The sequence below is a fragment of the Gynuella sunshinyii YC6258 genome (assembly GCF_000940805.1).
Classification (GTDB): domain Bacteria; phylum Pseudomonadota; class Gammaproteobacteria; order Pseudomonadales; family Natronospirillaceae; genus Gynuella; species Gynuella sunshinyii.
Map to the genome: position 1 here is coordinate 2,157,929 of NZ_CP007142.1, position 18,210 is coordinate 2,176,138.

General features: G+C 46.1%; 1 protein-coding gene (running past one end of the window). It reads left to right on the forward strand.

Annotated features, from left to right (window positions below):
- Positions 1 to 18,210, forward strand: the 5' portion of a protein-coding gene (locus YC6258_RS30915) for a calcium-binding protein (RefSeq protein WP_044616770.1). It continues 11,079 nt past the right edge of the window; the window shows 18,210 of its 29,289 coding nt (coding positions 1-18,210); the start codon lies at positions 1 to 3; its stop codon lies beyond the right edge, outside the window.

Here is an 18,210-nt window from a genome sequence, read left to right on the forward strand (position 1 = left end):
ATGATTACTGTTGTTGGCAATGAAGGTTTGGGATTACTTGGATCTGAATTAACTTTAAATTCTCAGAAGACATCCAGTAATAGTTCTGAGCAACAATTAACCGTCAATATTTCAAATGGTAATCTGGTATTAGCCCGGGAAGATGACAGTTTTGTTACTCAGGGAACCGATTTTTCCATCTCCAGGATCTATAACAGCCTTGGTATTCGTGGTGATGCCAGCGGTGGTTCTTTCTTGCAAAGCTATAGTCAGCGCCTGGTGTTTATCAGTGCCAGTGAGATTAAACGGATAGATATTGACGGTACTGAATCACGCTTTTTGTTGGATACTGCCAGTGGTCGTTTTGTGACAACAGATGGTGAAGGCGCTTACGATTATCTGGTTCGCCAGGGCGATAATAATGAATGGGTATGGCATGATGGCAGTAGTGGTAAAACGGAAGTATTTGATAGTAATGGCCGATTGATTGCTTTCAGTGATATTAATAATCAGACCAGTACGATTAACTACAATGACTCTGATCAGTTAGCAAGTATCGTATCGGCAGATCAACAAACTTTAACCTATCAATATGATAGTGACGGCAGAGTCGTTTCGATTCAGCTTAATCGCGATAACCACCTTATCACCAGTGCCAGATATGCTTACGATACTCTTGGGCGCCTGGTCTCTGTCACAATGGATTTGACGCCATCAGATGGCAGTATTGCAGATGGCCAAATATATCAGACTTTTTATACCTATCATGGTGATTCTCAACGGCTGGCCTCTGTCAGTAACAGTTCTGGCATCGTCCAGTCATTTAATTATACGGAAATTGACGGCCAATGGAGATTGACCGGTATAACCGATGGCGATGGCAACAGTACTACTCTCAGTTATGATTTTGAAGGCCGTAGTACCACTATTATAGATGCCAACCACCAGATATGGACTTATCGTTACAGTGCTTCTGGTCAGATAGAACAAGTGCTCACCCCTGCAGTAGACGGCCAGAGGGCTGTTACCACATATGCATATGATGATAATGAGAACGTCATCTCAGTAACAGATGCCAGTGGTTATGTTGTTACGTTCGAATATGATCAACAGGGCAATCAAACACTTAGAAGGGATGCTCTGGGCAATACTATTAAGACAACGTATGACGAGAATAACCGTTGGTTAACCAGAGCAACTTATTTGATACCAGACCCTGATGGTAGTGGTGAAGAACAGGCGAGTGAACCAACCACAGAGCGTCGAATATATGACAGCCACGGAAATTTACGCTTCGAAGTCAGCGCTGCTGGCTCTGTCAATGAGTATCGTTATAACTCTCAGGGACAGCTTGTCGAGCATCTTGGCTGGCAGCAAGCCCGGTACAACCTTGCAGACCTCGCTGAGGATGAAGCGTTAACTGAATCTCAGTTGAGTCAGTGGGGCCAGGAACAGAGTAAGAGTGGTATGAGTCTGGTGACTTATACGTACGATGGCTCAGGCCAGCTGTTTACCAGTACAGAATATAATGCTGTCGATAAAGATGGTGCTGGCGTCGAAAATGATCAAACCAAGTACTTCACCTACGAATATGATGTTTACGGGCAATTGCGAACCCGGGCGATTGTTCGTGATTCCAAGTTAGAAATTAAACTGTTCAATTATGACGGTGTCGGTCGTCTGATCAGTGAGATTGATCCTTTATCAACAGCGACTGTTTATGTACATGATGACGCAGGGCAGCAACTGACTGTCAAATACGCTAATCAGTCCACCGAAATCACCGCTTATGATGATGCTGGCAGGACCATCAGTAAAACCTTGGCCAGTGCTACAGGTACCACTCAATATGTTAGTCAATACCGTTATGATGCAAATGGTAACCTCATTGCCCGGCAGGACGCCAATGGTGTGCGCAGTTATCAGTTTTTCGATGCCCGTAATCGAAAAATTGCCACAGTAGATGGTACTGGTGCAATTACTCAATATAGTTATGATGCGAATGATCAGATTATTAAAACCACTGTATATGCTAATCGGGTCAATACCCAGGCATGGTGGAGTGATGATGGTATTGTTCCAGTAACACTGAGTGATATAGGCATAACTGCCAGTGACAATGACCGGGCCAGCGAGAATCACTATGATGCCGCCGGGCGACGGATTCTGTCTTCCGATCCGAATGGTCTGCTGACACGCTATTATTATGATGGTGCTTCCCGCCTGATCAAAACAGAAGAAATAGACTCATCCGTACAGGATTTCCAGTCTGCGCTGATATCCATTAACAACGAACGCCGTAACATTGAAAAGATCAATGTGAATGCCTTTGGTACGGATCAGGATGATGTCATCGAAGGTAATATTCAGAAGGATACTCTGTATGGTTATGATGGTAATGACAAGTTATATGGGTATGGCGATAACGATGTTATTCGTGGTGGAAGCGGTAACGATAGTCTGTTCGGACATGATGGTTCTGATTCTCTATATGGAGATAGCGGAAACGACACCCTTTCCGGTGGTGCCAATAATGATTTTCTAAAAGGCGGCTCCGGAGATGACTATCTGATAGGTGGTTCCGGAAATGATACGTTATATGCGGAATATGGCAACGATACCTTACAAGGAAATACTGGTAACGACAGGCTTTATGGCAGTCGTGGGATAGATGTCTATCTTTTTAACAAAGGTGATGGTTGGGATACTATTTATACGTATGAACAATTTTATGACTCGCTGCAAAATGGCCATGAGGATATATTAAAGTTCGGAGCAGGGATTATAAAAGATGATATCAGAGTTACTCGTAATGGACTTGATATTCATCTTGGACTGAAAGGTACCAGTGACGGCGTAACGATAGAAAATTTCTTTTCTCGGTCCACAGCTGAGATTGGCAAGGTGGCTTTTGATGATGGTTCGTCGTGGGGTGTGACAGACTTAATCGATTTGTCTGTGGTTGCGACAGATGGAAATGACCGGTTATGGACCATAGGTGAATATACCAGTCTGAATGGTGGAGAAGGCAATGATACCCTGACTGGATCGGATACAAACGATACTCTTGTCGGAAATGCTGGTGCTGATAGTTTAGATGGCAATAATGGTAATGATGTACTTATCGGCTCCATTGGTTTCGACACTCTTTACGGTGGTGGTGGGGACGATATCCTGGAAGGTGGTGAAGGGAATGATAACCTGAATGGAGGTACTGGATCAGATACATACATTTTTGAAGATGGTTTTGGCCAGGACTATTTGAATAATAGTTCAGAAAGTGCCTCTCGCGACAAACGCATGGATGTTGTTCGGTTTGGTGGCTCTTTATCACCTGAGAATGCGCGGCTTTATCGTTCTGGAACCAGCTTGATGATTGGTTTCATCGGTAAGGAAGACCGGTTGGAACTGGCTTATTTTTATCACTCAGGCTATCAAAATACTCTTATCAATCAAGTCGAGTTTAGCGATGGTACTGTCTGGACGGTTGATGATCTCAGAGAACTGGCCAAGCGTGAAGCTGACTACAACCAGACCCTCTATGGTGATGTTAATGTCAGCAACAGTATCGATGGTGGTCTGGGCAACGACACCATCTATGGTGAAAACAAAGCCGATCGGTTGATCGGTGGACGCGACAACGACTCACTGTACGGTAGAGGCAATAATGATACCTTGATAGGTGGGCATGGCAATGACTATCTGTATGGTGAGTCGGGCGATGACACCTTGATAGGCGGTATCGGTAACGATACGCTCTATGGTGGTACCGGCAATGATGTGTACTCGTTCAGTGCCGGTTTTGGTCAGGACCTCATTTATAATGAGGAAAGTTCTGATTCACGTATAGATGTTATTCGTTTTGATGACACCATCTTGAGTCGGGAGGTTTTGTTACGCATTAGTGGAAATGATCTGATCCTGAGTGTTGCCAACACTACTGACCGGATTACCGTTGCTGGCTTTGAGCAATATGATTCTTCCCAAATCAATGAAATTCAGTTTGCTGATGGCACTGTCTGGGGTCTTGACGAGATCATTTTACGGTCTACTCAAGGCACTGGTCATGATGATTCTCTATATGCCTATGATGAAGGTTCTTCACTAAATGGTGCAGAAGGAAATGACGCTCTCCATGGTAGTAGCAGTGGAGATACCTTACAAGGGATGTCTGGATACGACACCTTATATGGTAGTTACGGAAATGACCTGCTGATCGGTGGTGCCGGAAATGACCGTTTGTATGGCGATAATGGTAATGATACTTACATATTTGAGACAGGTTTTGGTCAAGACTATATCAGTAACAATGATTCGACATCTGTTTCATCAAGAGCCGATATAGTCGATTTCCGGGGTGAACTGACCGACAATGATTTCTGGGCGATCCGGTCTGGGGATGATCTGATCATACAGTCCCGTGCCAGTGGCGATCGTCTCGTCATCAATAGATATTTTTACTCGAATTTTAAATCCAATTATTACATCAACGAAATCCGTTTCTCCAACGATGTTGTCTGGAATGCCAGTAATATTAATTCCATTGTTGATCTGCACAAAGCCGAAAACCCAGCTTTGGCGGTAGTTGATATTACCGGGGATTCAAGTGATGAGACCCTTAAGGGGGGGGATTATCGCGCTACAATTCATGGTGGAGATGGCAATGATGTTGTTCAGGGAAGTTATGGTGATGATCGGCTTTATGGTGATGCCGGGAATGATCAGCTGACCGGAGGTAGCGGAAATGATCAATTATATGGTGGAAGTGGAAATGACAGTTACTACTTTTCTGTTGGTTTTGGTCAGGACACTATTTATGAATCATCAGGGAATACTGATGCTTATGGTAGCAATGCAGACCGAATAATATTTGATGACACCATTATGGCTGATGACATAGATGTCAGTCGCAATGGTACAGCACTGGTACTGATTCATCGTCAAAGCGGCGATCAGATAACCGTGGATAGCTTCTTTAAAGAGCCTGCCGTTGTCAATATTACCGAGGTGGTGTTTGCAGATAATACTCGTTGGAGTGTTGATCAGCTGAAAAAAATGGTGCTGACTGGCGATTATCACGACCAGATTGTCAGAGGGTATGGTAGTGGTGATACGCTGCTTGGACTGGAAGGGGCCGATACTTTATATGGTAATGCCGGGGACGATGTTTTAATTGGTGGTACAGGATCAGATCATTTGTATGGAGGTGTCGGAAACGACACCTATGTATTCGAGCAGGGATTTGGCAGTGACACTATTCATAATTATGCGGATGGTGAACTTGACTTGAATGAACGATTGGACCAGATCAGTTTTGGTCCATCAATCCAGGCTGATAATGTCAAACTGTCCCGTAATACCAATCGGGATCTCATTATTACATTCAATGATTCCAGCGACCGACTGACAGTGGTTGATTTTTTCCATGATGGCGACATCAACACTCAGTACCGAATAGATCAGATCAGTTTTGCCGATGGTACGACCTGGAGTGCCAAGGATGTTCGACAAAAAGTCCTGGTCGGTTCACACCTGAAAGATCTGCTTTATGGCTATAACGAAGAAAATAACCTGAGAGGTGGCTACGACAATGACACACTCTATGGCAATCAACAAAATGATGTTCTAAACGGTGAGTCAGGAAGTGATTCTCTGTTTGGTGCTGCAGGAAATGATGAGCTATATGGTGGCACTGGCCACGATAGCCTTTATGGTGGCGACGGAGACGATCGTCTTGAGGGTGGGTTGGGCAATGATTGGCTGGTAGGTTCTTCTGGTAGTGACACCTATTTCTTTGCCAAAAATTTTGGTTCAGACAGGATCGATAATACACGAGAGAATAATGATGATGTAGGATCTGCTCACGATGTTATAGAGTTCAGTGCTGATTTCAGCCCGGATATGATTCGGGTTTCCCGTAGTGATAGTGACCTGATCCTTGGAGTCAAAGGCGCTGATGACAACATCACTATACTGCAGTTTTTTGTATCAGACAGTCAGACTAATGCGCGCATAGAGGTTGTAAAATTTGCCGATGGAACCACCTGGAGCTATCAACAGTTACGTGCCATGTCGGAGATAGGTTCTGCGGAATCAGATCAAATGTGGGTATTGAGTTCTGGTCATACTCTTGATGGAAAAGGTGGAAACGACAGATTAAATGGCGGTAATGGTGTCGATGTGCTCATTGGTGGGAGTGGCAATGACATCTTAAGTGCGTATGAAGGAAATGATACGCTCTTCGGCGGTAGCGGCAACGATAGTCTTTGGGGAAATGCTGGCCATGATATTTTGGATGGTGGCCTGGGGAATGATGGTTTACGAGCTGGTGCCGGCAATGACACCCTGATTGGTGGGGTGGGTAATGATTATCTAGCTGGAGGGGAAGGTAGTGATACTTATTTCTTCTCGCGCGGTTTTGGTAATGACGCTATCAGTAACGCTCTATATAACTCTGATACCTTTGGTCAGCAGACCGATATAATTCTATTTGATACCGATATTTCTGCTTCGGACATTAAAGCTACCCGATCAGGTGATGACCTGATTCTTGGCTTCATTGGCAAAGAAGACAGTATTCGGGTTTACAGTTATTTTTCTGAAGACTTTAAGGGTATTCATACCATAAACGAAATCCGCTTTGCCGATGGTACGGTATGGACACCCGATAGTATTGCCCGCTTGGTTATTGAAACCAATGATGCAGACAATAATGTATATGGTTATGCCAATAAATCGGATGTTATTTATGGTCGCGGTGGAAACGATACCATTCATGGTGATTCTGGTGACGATATTCTCGATGGCGGCGATGACAATGATTCGATTTATGGTGGCGCTGGCAATGACTATCTGGCAGGTGGCACCGGCTCAGATACTCTGAGGGGGGATGCTGGCAACGATTATCTGAAAGGGCAGGAAGGTATTGACACACTTTATGGTGGTGATGGACGCGATACCATGGAGGGTGGTTCAGGCGGCGATATTTTATATGGTTGGTATGGAAACGACACGCTGATAGGTGGCTCCGGAAATGACGTTCTCTATGGTGAATATAATAGTGATGTTTACCGGTTTGAACTGGGTTTTGGTCAGGACAGGATCTATGAAATCGCCAGCGAAAGTACTGCTGGAGATTTCGATGTCATCGAATTTGGTGAAAACATCACCCTGGATGATCTGAATTTCAGGCGTTCAGGAGATTCGCTGGTCATCCGCATTAACAATTCTGAAGATGTACTGACTGTCTCTTCTTTTTTCAATAACTGGAAAGCACATAACGCCTACATTATCGATGAAATCCGTCTGGCGGACGGTACAACATTAGATCCGGACCAGATAAACGCTTTGGCTCAGGTAACTCACGATTATGATGATCTGGTCTATGCCACACCCGAAGCTTCGACGCTGGATGGACAGGATGGTAACGACAATATTTATGGCTCCGGATCAGCAGATTTGCTGAATGGTGGAACCGGCAACGATAGTATACGCGCCGGTTCAGGTAACGACATCATATCCGGAGATGCCGGTCATGATAGTCTGTATGGGGGAAATGATGACGACTATATCTCTGGTGGCCTGGGTAATGACACGTTATCAGCGTGGGATGGCAATGACACTCTGGTTGGTGGTGCCGGCAATGATATGCTTTGGGGTGATGCAGGGGATGATGTTTATCTTTTTGAGATCGGTTTTGGTAAGGATGTTATCGAAAACAATGGTGCAAGTGGAGACTTTGACATTATCCGCTTCGGAGCAGGAATAGATTCTGATAACGCAGCATTGAAGAGATCTGGAAACGATCTTTATATCTTTTTTGCCGGCTCGGATGACAGTATCAAGGTTGATGACTACTTCCGTGATAACGCTACATCGATAGATGTTATCAGTGAAATCCAATTTGCCAACGGAACTGTCTGGACCATTAGTGATGTCAAAAGTATGGTGCAGGAGTCGTTTGGTTTTAACCAGAATCTCTATGTTGATGATGTTACTCAGACGCTGGAAGGTGGACAGGGTAATGACAACCTGTATGGAGGAGCAGGTGATGATCGCTTGTCTGGTGGAGGCGAAAATGACACGCTCAGAGGTGGTGCAGGAAATGATCTTCTAGTAGGTGGTGATGGCCATGATTCTCTAACTGGAGATGATGGTGATGACAATTTGTATGGCGGTCTTGGCAATGATTCTCTGTCCGCCAATTCAGGTAATGACCTGCTTGTTGGTGGGGTTGGTGATGATTATCTGGATGCAAGTAACGGCAACGATATCTATTACTTTGATATTGGTTTTGGCAATGATTATATCAATAACTATCACGATGATTCTGGCAGTGTGGACGCGATTGTCTTTAGTGAAGCGATCAAGCCATCTGACATCGTCTTTTACCGGTACGGTGATGAACTGAGGCTCAAGCATCTTAAAAGCGGGGATACTGTTCGGGTGAGAGATTTCCTGGATTCCCGTTATGCGATACAGGAGGTCCGGTTTGAAAGCGATGGTACCGTTATGACCATGGACGATATCAAAGCGGAAGTCATCAAGCCAAAAGACACCGACGACAGGTTGCGTGGTTTTAGTGAATCGACATTTATTGATGGAGGGGCCGGGAACGATACTCTGCATGGATTAAGTGCAAATGATACGCTAAATGGTGGCAGTGGATATGACACTCTCTATGGTGGTGCTGGTGCAGATATACTCTGGGGTGGATTGGATAGTGACAGCCTCTATGGTGAGGCTGGTGCAGATGTTTATCTCTATGGCATCAACCAGGGTAAAGACTGGATATATGGCCAACGTGATGAAGATACTCTGCGTTTTGATGACAGCATTAAAGCAGATGATCTGTTATTGGGTCGGTACGGTGACAATTTAGATATCGTAGTGATCCAAAATGGCATCAAAGTTGGCCATGTTGTTTTGTTAAATCAATTCAGGGAATCGAGTTATAGTTATACCGGGGTGTCAAAAGTTGAGTTTGCAGATGGTCTTGTATGGGATGCTGAGTTACTGCGTACTTTAACCTTACAAGGAAATGATGAAGACAATAATTTGGTTGCATACTCCAGTGATGACTTATTGCAAGGTAATGGTGGAAACGATTCTCTTCAGGGAGGGGCAGGAGCAGATACCTTAGAGGGAGGAGATGGTAAAGATATCCTGCTCGGAGGAACAGGTAATGACCTGCTATCAGGCGGTAGAGGCGAGGATAAGCTGTATGGTGAGGCCGGCGCTGATGTTTATTTGTATGATATCAATGAGGGAACAGATTGGATTTATGGCCAGCGAAGTGAGGATACTTTACGTTTAGGCGATCACATTAATCCTGACGACGTGCAGCTGCTTAAATATGGTAATCATGTCGGAGTCATTATTCGACAGAATGATGTTGAAGTCGGTCGGGTTATCGTTTCGAATCAGTTGTCCAGTTCTGATTCTGGTGTAAAACAAATAGAGTTTTCCGACGGCACAATATGGAGTGCGAGTGAGATCCGCACCAGAGTTCAGGCAGTCGATGATTCGTATAGCAGTCTATATGGAAGTGATGGTGTTGATCATTTGACGGGAGGAGATTGGAATGATCGGCTTTACGGAAAGGGGGGGGATGATACATTAGCTGGCGGCGGTAGTAACGACAGCTTATATGGAGAAGCTGGAGCTGATACTTATATATATGGCGCAAAACAGGGTATCGACTGGATTTATGGTCAGCGCTCTGAGGACGTACTGCGCCTTGATGACAGCATCAAGCCAGAAGATGTTACATTTGTCCGTGATTCCAATAACCTTGATTTAATTGTCACTCAGAACGGGGCCGAAGTTGGTCGTGTGGTATTGGTAAACCAGGCTTATGATGGCAGCAGTTCGTATACTGGTGTGTCGCGAGTTGAATTTGCCAATGGCACTATATGGAATAACGATGAAATACGTGCTCGTGCGCTTATTGGTGATAACTCTAATAATACTTTGACTGGTTATAATTCGAATGACTTGATTCAAGGTAATAGAGGCAGTGACCAGCTTGTTGGTGGAGCTGGAGCGGACACTCTGCTCGGTGGTAGTGGTCATGACAACATTTATGGTGGCAATGGCAATGATACTCTTCATGGAGGACTGGACGATGACTCGCTGTATGGTGAAAGTGGCGCCGATGTCTATCTCTATAATGCCTTTGAAGGTAAGGACTGGATCTATGGCCAACGTGAAGAGGATATTCTCCGTTTAGGCGAAGATATCAAACCGGAAGATGTGTCGTTCAGGCGATATGGCAATAACCTTGATCTGTTTGTGCGACAAGATGGTGTCGAAGTTGGCCGGGTTGTGCTGGTTAATCAGGCGTATGACAGCAATACCACGTATACCGGAGTGGCTCAGGTCGAGTTTGCTGACGGTACTGTCTGGAGCAATGAGAAAATCAGAGCTATGGCCATGACTGGTGATGCCAGTGAGAATAATATCAGTGGTTACAATAGTGATGACACTCTCTATGGTTTAGAGGGAACTGATTGGTTATATGGTGGTCAGGGTAACGACGAGATCCATGGTGGTATTGGGCATGATTCTCTTTATGGTGGTTCGGGTAATGACCTGCTCGATGGTGGTATCGAAAATGACAGCCTATACGGTGAAGGCGGTAATGATATCTTGGTTGGTGGTACCGGGAGTGATAATCTTTATGGTGGTGAGGGTGATGATGTCTATCGATTTGGTATCGGTTTTGGCCATGATTACATCGATAACAATTATGCGGTAGCTGCTAACAGTACTCAGTTTGATATTATTGAGTTCGATAACACAATCAGTTCTGGCGATATCATCGCTCGTCGCCAAAACAACGATCTTTATTTATATCATGTTAATGGTCATGATCAGCTCAGGGTAGATAATTATTTTTATCATTCTTCAACAACTCATCATCTGATTAACGAGATTCGCTTTGCCGATGGTACTGCCTGGGGGCTGGACGAAGTCCGCGATCTCGTGCTGCAACAACTGAACACCAATGAAACACTCATTGCCAATCAGAACGATCAGAACATTAAAGCCAGTTTTGGTAACGATAATTTGTCTGTGGATGCCGGGCTTACGGGTGTAACCCTCGATGGCGGTTCCGGTCATGACACACTATATGGAAATGATGAAGTTAACCTGCTGATCGGTGGAACAGGTAATGATTCTCTCTACGGTCATTCAGGTAATGATCAATTGTCCGGCGATATTGGTAGTGACTCTATCTATGGTGAGGATGGCGACGACCTGTTGATTGGTGGTCAGGACAACGATTACCTCGAAGGCGGTAAAGGCAATGACACTTATTTCTTTGAAAGTGGTTTTGGTTGGGATCGCATCAATAACTACGCTATTTATAGTGATAAAGAGCTAGATAAGATCCAGTTTGGCGAATCCATCAGCATCAATGATGTTATATTGCGGCGTGGGGGAGACAGTCTATACATCTATATTCAAGGTCGTGAAGAAGGCATGGAGGTCATCAACTTCTTCAACCAGGACGGTACACTGACCTATGCAATTAATACCATTGAGTTTTCTACAGGTGAGGTCTGGGATCTTGAGGACATCAAGGCCCGGGTAATAACCTCCACACACGCTAATGATAGTTTATATGCTTATGCTGATGGTACCGAGTTGCATGGAAGTGAAGGTAGTGACTATCTTCGTGGTGCGGCCGGAAACGATACTCTATATGGCGATCAGCAGACTGATTCTTTATACGGAGGTTCCGGTAATGATGACTTGCATGGTGGTGATGACCGCGATTATCTAACTGGCGAAAATGGACATGACAGGATCTGGGGTGATCGAGGTGCTGATACGCTTTATGGCGGTTCTGGAAATGACCTGCTGTCTGGTGGAGAAGGAAATGACAGGTTGTATGGTGACGCTGATGACGACACTCTGATCGGTGGTGCCGGAAACGATTACCTCTGGGGTGGTGATGGTGCAGACGAGTATCGTTTCGAACGCGGCTTCGGTCACGATACCATTGAGAATACTGTTAGCTATAGCTATCCTTGGAGCGAGAAGCCCGGAGAGCGGCCCGACGTCATTCGCTTTGCCAGCGATATTAAGTCGACAGAAATTTCCCTACACCGTAACTTTGATGACCTGATTATTAAACTGATTGATTCTGACGATCAGATTGTAGTCAAGCAGTACTTTAAAGATGATGGTACGACTCATTACTATGTTGATCGTATCGAATTTGCTGATGGCGTGGCCTGGAAGTTTGACGATGTGGTCAGGCTGGTTGAAAGTCAGACTAATTATCAGCGCACCACTTTCAGTTGGCAGGTTGGGGACACTCTAAGTGATTTGCAGGCATATTTCCGTCTGGATGATGAAAGCTTTGTACCGATTCTGCCGCTAACCAACGGTTATGAAGTTGAGTTTAATCATCTGGAAGCGGGTAAACATCGGTTTACGATCGAGTATCGAGATGCTGACGGAAATGTCCGGTATCGTAGTGAAGATCAATTCGTTGTCACCGATGAAAGCACAGAAGAACGGATCTCCGTTTTTAACACCACCAGTTCCCATAGCGTTACCCGTAGTACGGAATATCGTTACGATGCCGACGGGAACTTGTTGCGCAGTCTGGATGCTGAAGGTTATCTGACCGAGTATCAATATGATGCCAACGGGAATCAGACTCAGGTCATTCGTCGTGCCAATAAAGTGGATTCCATTGATCAGAATGCTGTCGTCTCTTCCAACGATCAGATTAGTCGGACTCTCTTCGATACCCGTAATCGCAAAATTGCGCAGTTAAGTGCCCAGGGAAAACTGATAACCTGGAGCTACAACGAAAGTAAGCATTCTGTGACCGAAACGCAGTACAGTGAGTTTGTCAAAGCTGCGCAATTTGATGCCACTCTGGTTGACCTGATCAGTGCTGCCAGTGGTGCGAATGATCGAATCACCACGCAAATATATGATGCCAATGATCGTCTGATTCAGATGACCGATAGTTACGGTACTCTGACAGATTACCATTACGATGAAATGGGTAATTTGCTGGAAACCCGTACTGGGCATACTGCTGAAAGCACGAAAGAGCAACGTATTGAACGTGTACGCTATGACGAATTTGGCCGGATTATTGGTCGTTTGAATGCAGCCGGCAGTGCTTTGTATCGCGACACCATGACTCAGAGTGAAGTAGATGCGCTCTATGCCAGCTATGGTGAACAGATAAGTTATGACGCTCTGGGTAGACAAATTTCCGTAACCGATGCCGGTGGCAATACTCAGTATCGTTATTACGATGCCAGTGGACAGCTAAGATTCCAGATCAGTGCTGCAGGTGAAGTGACCGAATATCGCCATAACGCTTTTGGTGATGTCATTGAGACGATCGGTTATAGCAATCGTATTGATACCACCACACTGACCGGTGGTGAGCTGACCTCTACCCTGCTGACCACCATCGGCCTGAAGATATCCGATGATGATCGCCACGTGTTGATGAGCTATAACGCAGGTGGACAAGTGGCCACTCAGACCGATGCACTGGGCTATATCAGCACCTTCAGTTATGACGCCTTCGGACAGTTACGATACCAGGAGAAGCAAACTGATGCGGAGCACTCCCGCATTGATCGTTTCAACTATGACCTACGTGGTCTGCAGACGGAAAGTGAGTTGGATGTCGGTGGTCTGGAACAAAATCAGCGCAGTCGCTATGACGCCTTCGGTCGCAAGATCAGCGCGGTCGATGAATTGGGGCAGGTGACCACTTGGCAGTATCAGAATGCAGGTCAGATTGTTCATACAATCAACCCGGCAGGAGAAGTATCCACTATCGTCGTTGACGCTTTTAATCGCACTGTGGAGCAACGTAAGCAGGGCGTTGCCGGCACAGAAACGGTTGTTCGCACGCAATACAATGATCAGGATCATACCCTGACGGTGACTTCAGCCGAAGGCATTTCCGTCACCCAGACCTTTAATAGACTAGGTGAGAACGTCAAGGTCGTTGATGGCAATGGTATGGTTACTCGTTATGAATATACCGTTGAGGGCCAGTTGGATCGTGTGGTGCGAGAGCTCAGTGATGGCGATCTGATATTGAGCGATAACGATTATGATCAGGCCGGGCGTTTGCTCGACAGTCGCGACGCTAACGGTGTGCGTACACACTATCAATATGACGCCGATGGGCGTGTCTTAAGCCGTACTGTAGATGCTGATGGATTGGCACAGGTTACCGAGTATAGCTACAACGCATTCTCGCAGACATTGCAGGAACGTATCCGGGACACTAATGGTTCGGTTATCGTCAATGTCACAGAGTACGACAACAAGGGACAGGTGACGCATGTTATCCGGGACCGTGATGGTCAGGCCAACACTACTGAGTTCAGTTATGACGCACAAGGCAGACAAACCAGCATAAAGGCCAGCGTCGGCACTTCTGAGGAAACGATCAACCATTATCGTTATGATGCTCTCGGTCGTCTGTTAAGTCAGACATTGGACACCGAAGGCGTTGCCCAGACCACGTCGTACCAATATGACGGTTTGGGTCGCCTGATACAGAAAACAGATTCCGAGGGCAACCATACACGCTATGTCTATGATGCTCAGGGGCGTCAGCAGTTTGAAATCGATGAGCTCGGCGGTGTTAAGGAAACGGTCTATGATGATCAGGGGCACGTGGCAGCAGAAATTCACTATGCCCGGGAAATTGTATTAACCGGACTATCCTCGCAGATTGATGCTGACGATGTGAATGACCGCTTGAATATCTCTACTGAGCTCGATCAGATTGAGCGTTTTATCTTCGATCAGGACGGCCGTTTACGTTATCAGGTGGATGCTGCCGGCTGGGTCACCGAAAGTCGTTATGATCAAAATGGTAATGTGATTGCAACGTTACAATACCGTGATCAGGAACACTTTTCCTCGTCAGTAGTATCCATCGCGCAAGCGCAGGCAGCCGTTGCTGATAACACGGTTTTGGAGCAGCACCGCTATTTCTATAACCACCTCAATCAGAGGGTGATTGAGGTCGATAACAGCGGTCAGGTCAGTGTCCGCAGTTACAATGTAACGGGCCAGCTCAGTAGTGAATATCAATACTCAACGAAGTTCGATCTGAGTAATGTATTGGCAGATGATAGTCAGCAAAATGCCCGCACTCTGATTGATAGCATGCTGTCAGATAGTACAGAGGTAGTGAAGCCAAACCGCTATTTCTACAATGGCAAGGGAGAGTTAATCGTAAAATTGGATGCCGTTGGACTGGCAACGGTGTTTGGTTACGATGCCCGTGGTAATCGACTCAGCGAAACCCGCTACGGTGTCGCTGTCAGTGTCAGCGATACCACCACAATGTCGGACCTGCAGAAGCAATTGTCGGCCATATCTGACACCCATAAGCTCAGTCGTTATTTTAAATACGACGGCCTGAATCGAAGTATTGAAACTGTTGATGCCAATGGGCAGGTCACCAAAAACTGGTATGACGCCAGTGGTAATCTCATTGCCCGCCAGAGCGCTGGCGGCAGTGTCAGTCGTTCGGTTTACGATGCCCTGGGGCGTGAAATTTATCGTATTGACCCTGAGGGTGGTGTTGTCCGTAGTGACTATGATGCCTTGGGTCACGTTACCCGGCAGGTTCAGTATGTTAACCGTATTGATGTTAGCGGATTGGGCACTCAGGTCAGTGTTGATGAATTAAACTTGCTGCTGGTTGCCGATGCCAGCGATGAAGTGTCATGGTTTGCCTATGATGCCCTGGGAAGACAGATCTATCAGGTTGATGCTAATGGCTACGTCAGCGAAACCCGTTATGAAGGAAGATTAGGTCAGTTAACCGCCTATAACAAAGTGATTGATGATGGTTATGATCATCATGTCATCGACACCATTCGCTATGACCGTGCGATTGATTTGTCAACGGTTATGGATGCTGATGGCATACATGGTGCGCTCGAAAGCCTGGGGTACAGTGAGGACAAATGGCATAAAGTCGATTGGCAAGGTGCTTACTTCACCCGTACCTTTACTAACGCTTCGGGACAGACCATCTACCAGATCAACTCCGAAGGCTATCTGAGTGCCTATGAATATGATCAGGATGGTCATGTGATTCATGAGCGTATTTTTGCCGAACCTGTCAGCTTTGATGACTTGACCAGTGTTGCGGCAGTCGATGCCTATCTCAACCGGGGTTGGGCGTCCGTATCCGGTGGTTATGAAGCGCTGGCCCAATATTTCAAACCTGAAATATTACTGAATTTCGATAATCAGACAGATGATCAGTCTGCCAACGGTATAGTAAGTACACAACATGGTGGTCTTACTTATGGGGAGTCATTACAGCACGGTGACGGCAAGTCATTACAACTGAATGGTACCGACAGTTGGCTGGACATCAGCGATACTTTGAATAGTTTGCGTACTGGGGATGATTTGGCCATCAGCACGTGGTTCAGTACGGAAGCCGGCGAGGCTCAAACCGGCAGTAACGTATTGCTTAGTGCCTCCAATGATGTTTTCGGTGGTAAGCGCAATCAGTCACTGGTGGTCTCGGTGACTCCAGGTACCGGAGAACTGGTTATTCAGGTGGCCAACTCCACTCAGAATAAAACTGAAGTACTGGATCTCGGTTTGGCGGATGGCCAGGCTCACCACCTGGTTCTGAACTTTGAGGGTGATAATGGCTACATCGATGTATATGTTGATGGAAAGCTGCTGGTCACGGTTACCTCTTTGCCGACAGTGGTTTGGAACGAAGCAGATACTTTAAGTATTGGTCAGCAGTTTCAGGACGGAAATGGCACCTCCGGTGAGTTTTTCCGCGGCAATATTGATGGCTTTGCACTCATTCATGAACAACTGAGCAGTGATGCTGTGCGTGACCTGTATCAGGCTGGCCTGACTGGTCAGATCAGTGGCAGCCGTAACCATGAAGTCAGCAGCGAAGTGGTGCGCAAGTATGATGCGGCAGGGCGTTTGATTGCCGAAACGCTTGATCCTGATGGTCTGAATCGCACTACTCAATACCACTACAATGGCAGAGGTGAACTGATTACCCAGATCGATGCCGAGGGTCATGAAGATTGGTTTATCTATGATGATGCCGGACATCTCCGATACACATTGGAATCTGTTGGTACGCAGGCGCAATACCAGGCTGAAGGTGCTATCAGTACAAGTACCGAATATCGCTATAACGGTTTTGGTGAACGTATTGCTGAGATTCATTATGCCAGTCCGATTTATTTCCAGAAGACCGGTACCGAAAAAGCTGATCAGCTAAGCATTGCTGATTTCAGCAATGTGCAAATCAGCACTGCCGATCAAGTCAATTATCTTGCATATGATGCTCTTGGACGGGTTCATTATCAGGTCAATGGTTTGGGACAGGTAACCGAGCTGAATTATGATGGCAATGGTAATGTGATCCAGCAGGTACGTTATGACAAGGCTCTGGATCTGAGCAAAACAGTATTGGATCTGGCAGGCATTAAAGCTGCTCTGGATATGCTCTATCCTGACGACAAGTTGGGCAACACTCAGGTTGTCAGTTCATTCTACGATGCTGCCAACCAACTGCGATTCCGTGTTGACGCCAGCGGTGTTGTAACTGAATGGCGTTACGATGCAGAGGGGCAACAGACTCAGCAGTTGCAATATCTGACACCGGTGACTTTGACCCATGGTATGAAGATTGCCGACGTGGTGGAGTTGCTGGCCGGCTTTGATTACCAGAGTAACCAGACTTTCTACGATCGTCTGGACCGACCGGTATTTATCATTTCCGCCAGTGGCCTGATTACTGAATATCGCTATGATGCTCAGACTGGTCTCCGTGATACGGTGATCGAATATGCCGCGCTCAGTTTTTCCGACCTCTCCCTGGATTCATCGGTCACTGCTGCTGCGCTTTATAGCGCATTGAACAGTAGTGCTGCGGCGGGTAGCAGTGATAATCGCGTTACCCATGAAATACGGAATTTGCAGGGTCAGGTAGCCTTTATTGCCGATGCTGAGGGCTACATTACCCGGCTGTCATACTCTGCCACTGGTGAGCAGGTGTTGAGCGAGCGTTACACCGGCTTTACCTTCGCCGATCTGAATGTCACCAGCAGTCATGATGTTGATGCCATCATGATTGCGATTACCTCCAAACTGGCTTCATTGGAAACAGCCAACAAGCAGACCAATCACTGGATACGTAATCACGCGGGACAGGTT